The organism is Mycobacterium sp. NGS24, assembly GCF_059813065.1.
Genome location: NZ_JCALDW010000025.1, coordinates 64328 through 72909, shown reverse-complemented (window position 1 = coordinate 72909; position 8582 = coordinate 64328). Strand labels below are relative to the sequence as shown.

General features: G+C 64.8%; 9 protein-coding genes. 8 read left to right on the top strand and 1 reads right to left on the bottom strand.

Translation table 11 applies throughout. From position 1 onward, the window contains the following. The 3 genes from AC5Y6Y_RS23530 to AC5Y6Y_RS23520 form a co-directional block, all read left to right on the top strand. Positions 1-310 (top strand): VOC family protein (locus AC5Y6Y_RS23530; RefSeq protein ID WP_499930498.1); only part of this gene is annotated, 310 nt, incomplete at its 5' end. 2 nt (positions 311-312) lie between these two features. Further along, positions 313-879, top strand: a complete 567-nt coding sequence (hsaB, locus tag AC5Y6Y_RS23525; RefSeq protein WP_463828582.1) for a 3-hydroxy-9,10-secoandrosta-1,3,5(10)-triene-9,17-dione monooxygenase reductase subunit — start codon at positions 313-315, stop codon at positions 877-879. Between the two features lie 203 nt (positions 880-1082). Beyond that, positions 1083-1691, top strand: coding sequence for a hypothetical protein (locus AC5Y6Y_RS23520; RefSeq protein WP_473139835.1), 609 nt, complete (start codon positions 1083-1085; stop codon positions 1689-1691). A 12-nt stretch (positions 1692-1703) separates the two neighbouring features. Here the strand turns inward: AC5Y6Y_RS23520 and AC5Y6Y_RS23515 are convergent, their stop codons facing one another. Further along, positions 1704-3437 (bottom strand): GMC oxidoreductase, encoded by a 1734-nt coding sequence (locus AC5Y6Y_RS23515; protein WP_473139834.1) that lies wholly within the window; start codon positions 3435-3437, stop codon positions 1704-1706. Between the two features lie 441 nt (positions 3438-3878). Here AC5Y6Y_RS23515 and AC5Y6Y_RS23510 point away from each other — a divergent pair, with 441 nt between their 5' ends. Genes AC5Y6Y_RS23510 through AC5Y6Y_RS23490 form a run of 5 tightly spaced genes read left to right on the top strand, consistent with a single transcriptional unit; the run spans position 3879 to position 8582 of the window. Continuing rightward, a complete protein-coding gene (locus AC5Y6Y_RS23510) occupies positions 3879-4697 on the top strand; it encodes an MlaE family ABC transporter permease (protein ID WP_473139913.1) in 819 nt (272 codons plus the stop codon). Beyond that, positions 4697-5569 carry an MlaE family ABC transporter permease gene (locus AC5Y6Y_RS23505; protein WP_463828585.1) on the top strand — a complete coding sequence of 291 codons (873 nt, stop codon included), beginning with the start codon at positions 4697-4699 and terminating at the stop codon, positions 5567-5569. Before AC5Y6Y_RS23510 ends, AC5Y6Y_RS23505 begins: the two co-directional genes overlap by 1 nt. A gap of 3 nt (positions 5570-5572) precedes the next feature. Further along, the gene (locus tag AC5Y6Y_RS23500) at positions 5573-6559 is read left to right on the top strand and encodes an MlaD family protein (protein WP_473139833.1); all 987 of its coding nucleotides are present in this window, start codon (positions 5573-5575) and stop codon (positions 6557-6559) included. Continuing rightward, a complete protein-coding gene (locus AC5Y6Y_RS23495; RefSeq protein ID WP_473139832.1) occupies positions 6556-7572 on the top strand; it encodes an MlaD family protein in 1017 nt (338 codons plus the stop codon). Before AC5Y6Y_RS23500 ends, AC5Y6Y_RS23495 begins: the two co-directional genes overlap by 4 nt. After that, positions 7572-8582 carry an MlaD family protein gene (locus AC5Y6Y_RS23490; protein ID WP_473139831.1) on the top strand — a complete coding sequence of 337 codons (1011 nt, stop codon included), beginning with the start codon at positions 7572-7574 and terminating at the stop codon, positions 8580-8582. The genes AC5Y6Y_RS23495 and AC5Y6Y_RS23490 overlap by 1 nt, the downstream gene beginning before the upstream one ends.

The following is an 8582-nucleotide window of genomic DNA, read 5'->3' as shown; positions in this document are numbered from 1 at the left end:
TCATCACAGCCTGGCGTTCATGCCGGGACAGACCCCCAGCGGCATCGTGCACCTGATGGTCGAGGTGGGCGAAGCCGACGACGTCGGGCTGTGCCTGGATCGGGCATTGCGCAGAAAGGTGCCGATGTCGGCGACTCTGGGCCGCCACGTCAACGACCTGATGCTGTCCTTCTACATGAAGACACCCGGTGGCTTCGATGTCGAATTCGGTTGTGAGGGAAGACAAGTCGAGGATCACGACTGGATCGCGCGGGAGAGCACCGCGGTGAGTCTGTGGGGTCACGACTTCTCGGTCGGGTTCAAGAGCTAGCCGTGAGCGCTGCGCCGATCGACCCGCGAACGTTCCGCAGCGTGCTGGGTCAGTTCTGCACCGGCATCACCATCATCACCACCGTGCACGACGACGTGCCGATCGGCTTCGCCTGCCAGTCCTTCGCGGCGCTGTCGCTGGACCCGCCGCTGGTGTTGTTCTGTCCGACCAAGGTGTCGCGTTCCTGGCAGGCAATCGAGGCCAGCGGACGGTTCTGCGTCAACGTGCTGACCGAGGGCCAGCAGCACGTGTCGGCACGGTTCGGCTCCAAAGAGCCGGACAAGTTCGCCGGAATCGACTGGCGCCCATCAGAGCTCGGGTCTCCGATCATCGAAGGGTCGCTGGCCTACATCGATTGTGCTGTCGCGTCCGTGCACGACGGCGGTGACCATTTCGTGGTGTTCGGTGCGGTCAACTCGCTGTCTGAGGTCCCCGAGATCAAGCCGCGGCCGTTGTTGTTCTATCGCGGCGATTACACCGGCATCGAACCGGACAAGACCACACCGGCCCAATGGCGTGACGACCTGGAAGCGTTCCTCACCACCACCACCGACGACACCTGGCTCTGACAGACCCTGTCGGGCCATTCCCAAAACTTGGGAAAATCAAATACGGTGTCAAATGATTGGACTTTTCCTCAGTAGTATTCGACAAGAAAATATTCACCATTGCCTTTTTCGAAATCGGGTTTTAATTTTCGTGGTGCGGCGTTCATGGTGTCCGGAACGTCGCATTAACCGACCCCACAGGTCCGATCCAGAAAAGGTATGACATGTCAATCGAAGCAACTGAAGGCCGCGTCAGCGAACTCCGAGAACGGGAGGCCGCGCAGGAGGCGTGGGATTGGATCGTCGACCTCAAAGAGCGGGCGAAAACAGACAGTGCCGCCGCCGAAGCCGAACTCGACGCGATTTTCCGCCACGGCACCGCGCCCGGTGACCTGGACGGACCCACCGACGGGATCCTGGTGATGACCACCACCAACGCCGTCGTCGATGCGGCCGCCCGGTTGGTGACCAGCCTGTGGATGCCGTGGCAGGGTAAACGGTTCGACCTGTCCGCGGGCACCGGCGACAACCGCATGACCAACAACGCCAAGCTGCCGTCCAAGCTGTTGTGGCCGCTGTACAAGATGAAGGACACGGCCGGCGGCAAGCTCGCCTTCGACTTCAAGACCTACCAGGACGCCGGCAAGCTGGACCCGGACGTGCAGGTCATGGTCATCGACTACGCCGACGTCAAGGAGAACCCCTACGTCATCATCCGCAGCATCCGCGACGAGCTGGTCGAGGTGGTGCCCGGTACCTATCTGGGCAAGATCTTGTACCGGCTGCCCCGCGAGCGGTACGAGATGATCGGCTTCTTCGCCCTGCGGACCTAGCCCTCGGCCGGCTCAGGCCCGGTCGTCGGCTTCGACGGCCGGGTCGTAGCCGGGCAGGCCCAGCTCCTCGCGCATGAGTTCGGCGGTGCGTTCGGCGAACATCGAAATGGTCAGGAACGGGTTGACGCCGATAGCCCGCGGGATCACCGATGCGTCGCAGACGTAGAGCCCGTCGTAGGTGCCGCCGTCGGGCCGGAACACCCGTCCGGCGTGGTCGACCACGCCGGCGTCGACGTTGTCGGCGGTGGTGCAGCCGCCCATCGGGTGCGCGGTGATCAGGTGCTTGCCCAGAAAGCGCGTGTCCCAGCGCGGGTTCTTGATGTAGGTGCCGCCGATGGCCTCCACCGCCGGCTGCAGCACGGCGTCCACGTCCTTGTAGACGCGCTCGGTGGGGGCACCCGGCCAGTCGACCTTGACGGTGCCGTTCTTGCGCAGCACCAGCTCTCCGTCGGAGTTGTCGTGCACCATGATCAGGAAGCCGAGCGAATGGTTCATCGCCCCGTCGGTGTTGAACGCGATGTCGCGGCGCCACCGCTCCAGCTTGGCCTTGCGGTAGTCGCGGTAGCTGGTCGCGGCCAGCCCCATCAGCCCGAACCGGAAGCTGTCGATCAGGGCGCGCGGCAGCGAAAGGTCCTGGACGGTGAAACGTTTGCGCAGGTCCGACTGGTCGGCGCCGAAGCGCATCGCCGCGGTGATGCTGGGTCCGCACGCCAGCAGTGAGCGTGGTGGTCCGTCGGTGGTGGCCCAGGTCTGGGTGTCGGTCTGCATGTCGGTGTTGTAGGCGATACCGAAGTTGTCGCCATTGCCACTGAAGTTCTTGCCCACCCGCGTCGAGAGCTGCAACCCGGCCTGAGCGGACCTGAGCAGGATTCCGTTACTGCCGAGGGTGCCTGCCGAGACCACTACGCGACGCGCGACGACGGCGGTGACGCCACCGGCACCCTTGTTGCCGGTGCGGCGCGTGATCACCCGCCACCGTCCGTCGTCGGTTGCCTCGATGCGCTGTGCCTCGAAACCGGCGAACAGCTCGACGCCGTAGTGGGCGGCCATTGGCAGGTAGTTGGTCATCAACGTGTTCTTCGAACCGGTGTTGTCACCGGTCCCGTCGCCGCCGTGGTTGGGGCACCGCCGGCGTTGCACGCCGTACTTGGTGACCCGGTCCTCGGTGCTGACCGTGATGTTGAGCAGCTCCAGTTGGGCGCCGGCGTTCTTGGCGATCTGGGTGAACGCCTCGACGCGGCGCAGCGGCACATTCTCGGCGTAGGGGAAGGCGCCGAGCATCTTGCGGGCCCGACCGTAATACGTTTCGAGGCCGCCCACGCCAGCGCGCTGCCGCTCGACCAACCGCTGGAACTCTTTCGGCCACGACGCCAGGAAGACCTCCCGGTCGGGCACGATCGCCACATTGAAGTTGATCAGTGAGGTACCGCCAAGGCCGTTGGCGTGAATGACGTCGATGGTCTTGAAACGTTCGAGCTCGATCAGACCGAGCGGGTTCAGCGGCGACCGCAGCTCGGCCGCCGCCGCTTTCTCCGACTCCGGAAATGTGCCGGTCGGCCGCTCCGACCCACGCTCGAAGACGGCGATGTCGAGCTTGCGGCCGGCGCGCGCATTCGCCACACCCAGGCGCGCGGCGGTGATCGCGCCTCCGTAGCCCGAACCGAGGATCACCACGTCGTACTCGCTGCGCATCGCTTCCGGCGGTGTCGCCAGACGGGCAGCGGTGAGCGGGGCCGGATCCACCATGACGACAACCTCCAATTTCGGGGACCGCTAAATGTGTAGCGCAGCGTAAACCCCGCTACCACCTCTCCACCATGGTTCGAAGCAAATTAATCGACCAATCTTTCCGTGTTGACTCAGCGGTGTTCACCGGCGCCGACTGCGGCTTTTGTAAAGAAGTTTGACAGCCGCATTCGCGCGGTGCTTGTCGAGCTGCTTTACACCGCAAAAAAATTGAAAAGAAGGCTCGCATTAGTAATGCCTGGTGTGTACTCTGCGAACTCAACAACAATCGTCCAGCCCTCCCAATGCATCCATGTGATCGGGGATTTGTCATGCCTTTTTCAGCTGCCTGCCGGACTGCCCGGGCCGGCGTGCGGAAGGAGACGGCCGGTGGTCGCTAGTGCGCAAGTGCTGACGGTGCCGCCCCGGCCCCCGGCGTCCCCGCTGCGCCGTCGCTCGCCGGTGTTCGGCACGTTCGCCAGGGGCGCCCGCCGCGTGGTGGGCAAGGCTGACGGCTCGGTGCAGTCCCTGGGCCGGTTCTTCGAGCTGGCGGCGCAGGCCGTCGGGTACCTGCTCACCGACCTGTGCCGGCTGCGCCACCCGTGGCGAGACACCCTGCAGCAGGCGGCATTCATCGTCAGTGTCACCGCCGTTCCGGCGCTGCTGATCTCGGTTCCGTTCGGGGTCATCGTCGCGGTGCAGGTGGGCAGCCTGATCCAGCAGGTCGGTGCGACGTCGATCTGCGGGGCGGCCGGCGGTCTGGGTGTCATCCGGCAGGCCGCGCCGATCGTGGCGGCGCTGCTGCTCGGTGGAGCGGCCGGCGCAGCGGTGACCACCGACCTGGGCGCGCGCAGCATCCGCGACGAGGTGGACGCGCTGCGGGTGATGGGCATCGACCCGGTGCAGCGCCTCGTCACGCCCCGGCTGGCAGCGATGATCCTGGTGGCGCCGTTGTTGTGTGTCTTCATCATCTTCATGGGCCTGTCGGCCGGTTACGTCATCAACGTCGGGTACCAGTCCGGCACCCCGGGCAGTTATATCGCTTCGTTCGGATCCTTCGCCAGCACAGCCGATCTCGTGGTGGCGCTGCTCAAGACCTGGCTCTTCGGGGTGATCGTCACGCTGATCTCCTGCCAGCGCGGCCTGGAGGCCAGCGGTGGCCCGCGCGGGGTGGCCGACGCGGTCAACGCAGCGGTGGTGCTCGGCGTAGTCACCGTCTTCCTGCTCAATCTGGTGATCACCGAATTCGTCACCATGTTCATGCCGACGAAGGTGGGCTGATGGCTACCCCGTCGAGATACCTGCCGCACGGATTGGCGACCGCGGTCCGGTTGCCCCTGGCCGCCGCGACCAGAAGTATGTCGGTGTTCGAGCGCCTCGGGCATCAGGCCAGCTTCGTGGTGCTTGCGCTGGCTGCCATCCCGCGGACCCTCACCCGCTACCGCCGCCACATCGGGGTTGTGCTGGTCGACATGATCTGGGGGAACGGATCATTCATCGTCGGAGGCGGAACGGTCGGGGTGCTGGTCTTCATGGGCGCCGCGATCGGGGCGTCGGTCGGGATCGAGGGTTACGCGGCGCTCGACATGGTCGGCATGGGGCCGCTGACCGGCTTCATCTCCGCCTACGCCAACACGCGGGAGATGGCGCCAATGATCGCGGCCATCGGTTTCGGTGCGCAGGCCGGCACCCGGATGACCGCCGAGATCGGCGCGATGCGGGTCTCTGAGGAGATCGATGCCCTGGAGGTACAGGGCATTCAGTCGATTCCGTTTGTGGTCACTCCACGCGTCATCGCCAGCGTGATCACCATCGTTCCGCTGTATCTGATGGCGCTGGTGCTCAGCTACCTGTGCTGCGCGCTGGTCGTCAACGTCGTGCACCACCAATCCACGGGCACCTACTCCCACTACTTCGACGCGTTCATCCAACCGTCGGATGTGCTGTTGTCGGTGCTCAAGGCGGCGATCTTCGTCCTGCTCATCGTCGCCATCCACTGCTATGAAGGCTATTACGCCGGCGGTGGGCCCGAAGGCGTCGGGCAGGCATCCGGTCGCGCCATCCGGGCCAGCCTGATCTCCGTCGTCATCGCTGACATGGTGCTGACGCTGGTCTTCTGGGGCAACAACCCGGGCCTACGGTTGTCGGGGTAGCACATGACATTTCGAGAACTGATCGCGCTGGGAGCAACTGCGCGGACGTTGCGAATCCGCGGTGTGGCGGTCGCCGCCGTGTTCACCGGCATTGGCGTCCTGCTCTACCAGACCGCAGACGGGGCCTACGACAACACCTTTCGGCTGACCGTTGTCGCCGACACGATCGGTGAGGGCCTGGCGCCCGGCGCCGAGGTGAAGTTCCACGGCCTGGCCATCGGGTCGGTCAAGGAACTGGAATCGGCCGGTTACAACCGGCAACGCATGACGGTGCTGTTGGACCCGCAACAGGCCCGGGCGCTGACCACCGCCACCAAAGCCAGGTTCACCTCGTCGAACGTGTTCGGCACCGCAGCGGTCGAACTCGTCAGCGACGGCAATGGTCCCCCGCTACGGCCCGATCAAACCCTGGTGATGAGCGTCGATGCGCAGGCTGCCTCCATCACCGGGCTGTTGCGGCAGGGTCAGAAACTGAGTCGAAGCTTCGACACCCCCGAATTCGAGCACGTCGTCGAGGTGCTGCGCCGGCACGCCGGCATCATCGAACCGGTCGCCAGGGCCGGCTCAGACCTGGCCAGGATCATCTCCGATACCAAGACCATGCCTGTCGCACAATCACTTTCGGTACTGGCGTCGTTCGTCAGCGGTCTCAACGACACGCTGCCCGCGGTCGGTCAGACGACCGGCCTGCTCGACGGGCTCACGCCGCTGGTAGCGGCCGGCGGTGTTGATCGCACCAACCGGGTCTTCACCCAGACCGGTCAGCTGTTGATCGACGTCGGTCAACTGTCGGCGCGACACAACACCTGGATCGCTGCGCTGGTCAACGCGATCATGAATGTCGGAATCCCGGCCTCGTTCGCCGCCGGCAGCCTGGCGCCCGCCTATGACCGGCTTTCCGGGCTGCTCGACCGCTTCGGTGGCGCATTCGTAATCGACGACGGACAGGTGAAGCTGCGCACCGAAGTCAGTGTGGCGCCGGGCCGATGAGAAACCTTGCCAGACCCGCATTCTGGGTGACGCTGTTCACCGCAGTGGCCACGGTGTGTGCCATTCTGTTGCTCAGCGCGCTGCGCAACCCGGTCACTGGAGCGGTATCGCACTATACGGCGACGTTCACCGACGTCTCCGGACTCGACGTCGGCAACGACGTCCGCATCTCGGGGGTCCAGGTCGGAAAAGTCGAGGCCATCCGGCTCGACGGCCGCAATGCCCAGGTCTCCTTCAGCTCACTCGACGAACACCCGTTATACCGCAACACCATTGCGGCGGTGCGCTACCAGAACCTGCTGGGCCAGCGTTACGTGGAACTGGTCCAGACGTCACCGGGGGGTGTGACGCCCGGCGACCGGCTACCCGACGGCTCCACCATCCCGGTGGGACAGACCGTGCCGTCGTTCGACATCACCAAGCTGTTCAACGGGTTTCGCCCCGTCTTCCAGACCCTCGACGCCGCGCAACTCAATCAGTTCGGGGAGAATCTGCTGCGGTTGATCCAGGGCGACGAGACCGGAATCGGGCCGGTGTTGCGCGATCTCGACACCATCTCCAAGTACGCGGTCAACCGCCAGGCCGTGATCACCGTGCTGCTGCGCAACCTCAGCGATTTGTCCCGAGACCTCGGCGGCAAGTCGCAGCAGCTGTTCAATCTCATTGACGCGCTCAACGATGCGCTGACCACCTTCACTGCCAAAGCCGAGGCGTTCCGCACTTCGATCGACATCGAACTACCCATGATGCGCAGCCTCGTGCACCTGTTGCAGAGCGCCGAACAAGGTTTCGACGCGTCGACATCGCCGCTGTACGGGCTCGCCACCCGGTTGTTCCCGCAGACCCCGACGGTGATCGCCGGCCTGTCCCTGACGCCCACCCTGATCCAGGGCCTGCGTGACTCCCTGGTCGACGACCAGCGGCCCGCCTACTCCTGCTCCAACGGCGAGGTCCACCTCCCCGGCATCGGCGAAGTGTCCTTCGCGCAACAGGATTTGGTGGTGTGCAGATAGTGGCACTCTGGTTCCGTCACCGGCGCGCGCTTGACGATCGCGCCGAAGCAGCCCGCACCCGACGGCTGGGAGTCGTCGGCCTCTGCGCGATCCTGGTGGCACTGGTCACCACCGGCCTGGCTTACGTCAATCCGACCGGGCAAGCCGGGTACACGGCGCATTCCAGCACCTCCGGCGGGGTGCGGTCCGGCGACGAGGTTCGCATCGCCGGGGTTCCGGTCGGAAAGGTCACCAGTGTCGCATTGAACCGGGCGCTGGTCGAGGTGAAGTTCGACATCAAGCGCTCGGTGGCCATCGGTTCGGACTCCACCCTGGACATCCGGCTGCTGACCCCACTGGGTGGCCACTACGTGTCTCTCGACCCGCAGGGCAGCAAACCGTTGGGGGACAACGTGATTCCCCCGCATCATGTCAAGACGCCGTTCCAGGGAAATGACATCATCCAGGCCGTCACGCCCTTCATCAGGGATGTCAACGGCCGGGTCATCCACGACACCTTCACCGAGCTCGCCGACGCCACCAACAAATACCCCAACGCCTTGCGGGAAATCCTGCAGTCCGCCAACGAACTGACCCGTTCGATGAGCAAGATGAGCGGTGACTTCCACCGCGGCATGGATTTCATCAACGACGCCAGCAGTGCCTTCGCGGCGGGCCGGAACCAGCTCACCGCGCTGATCGAGCAGTTCGCGTTGGTCGGGCAGCGCTACACCTCGAAGTCCGTCGACATCATTGAGTTCTTCACGCTGTTGGGTGAACTGACCCGCATCATCGACCGCGTCATGGTGTTCTACCACCGCGAGCTGGCCCCCTCGGTCAACGGCATCGACGACATCGTCACCGCGCTGGTCGGCCACCCGGAGCGGGTCGGCAAGGCCAGCGAAGGACTGACGCAGATCGCCAACGTCCTGTTGCCGATGCTGCAAGGAAAGACTCTCGTCGTGGACCAGAGCAACCGGGTGGCGCGGGCACCGGACATCTGCCTGCCGAGCATGGCGAAGCGGTGCTGA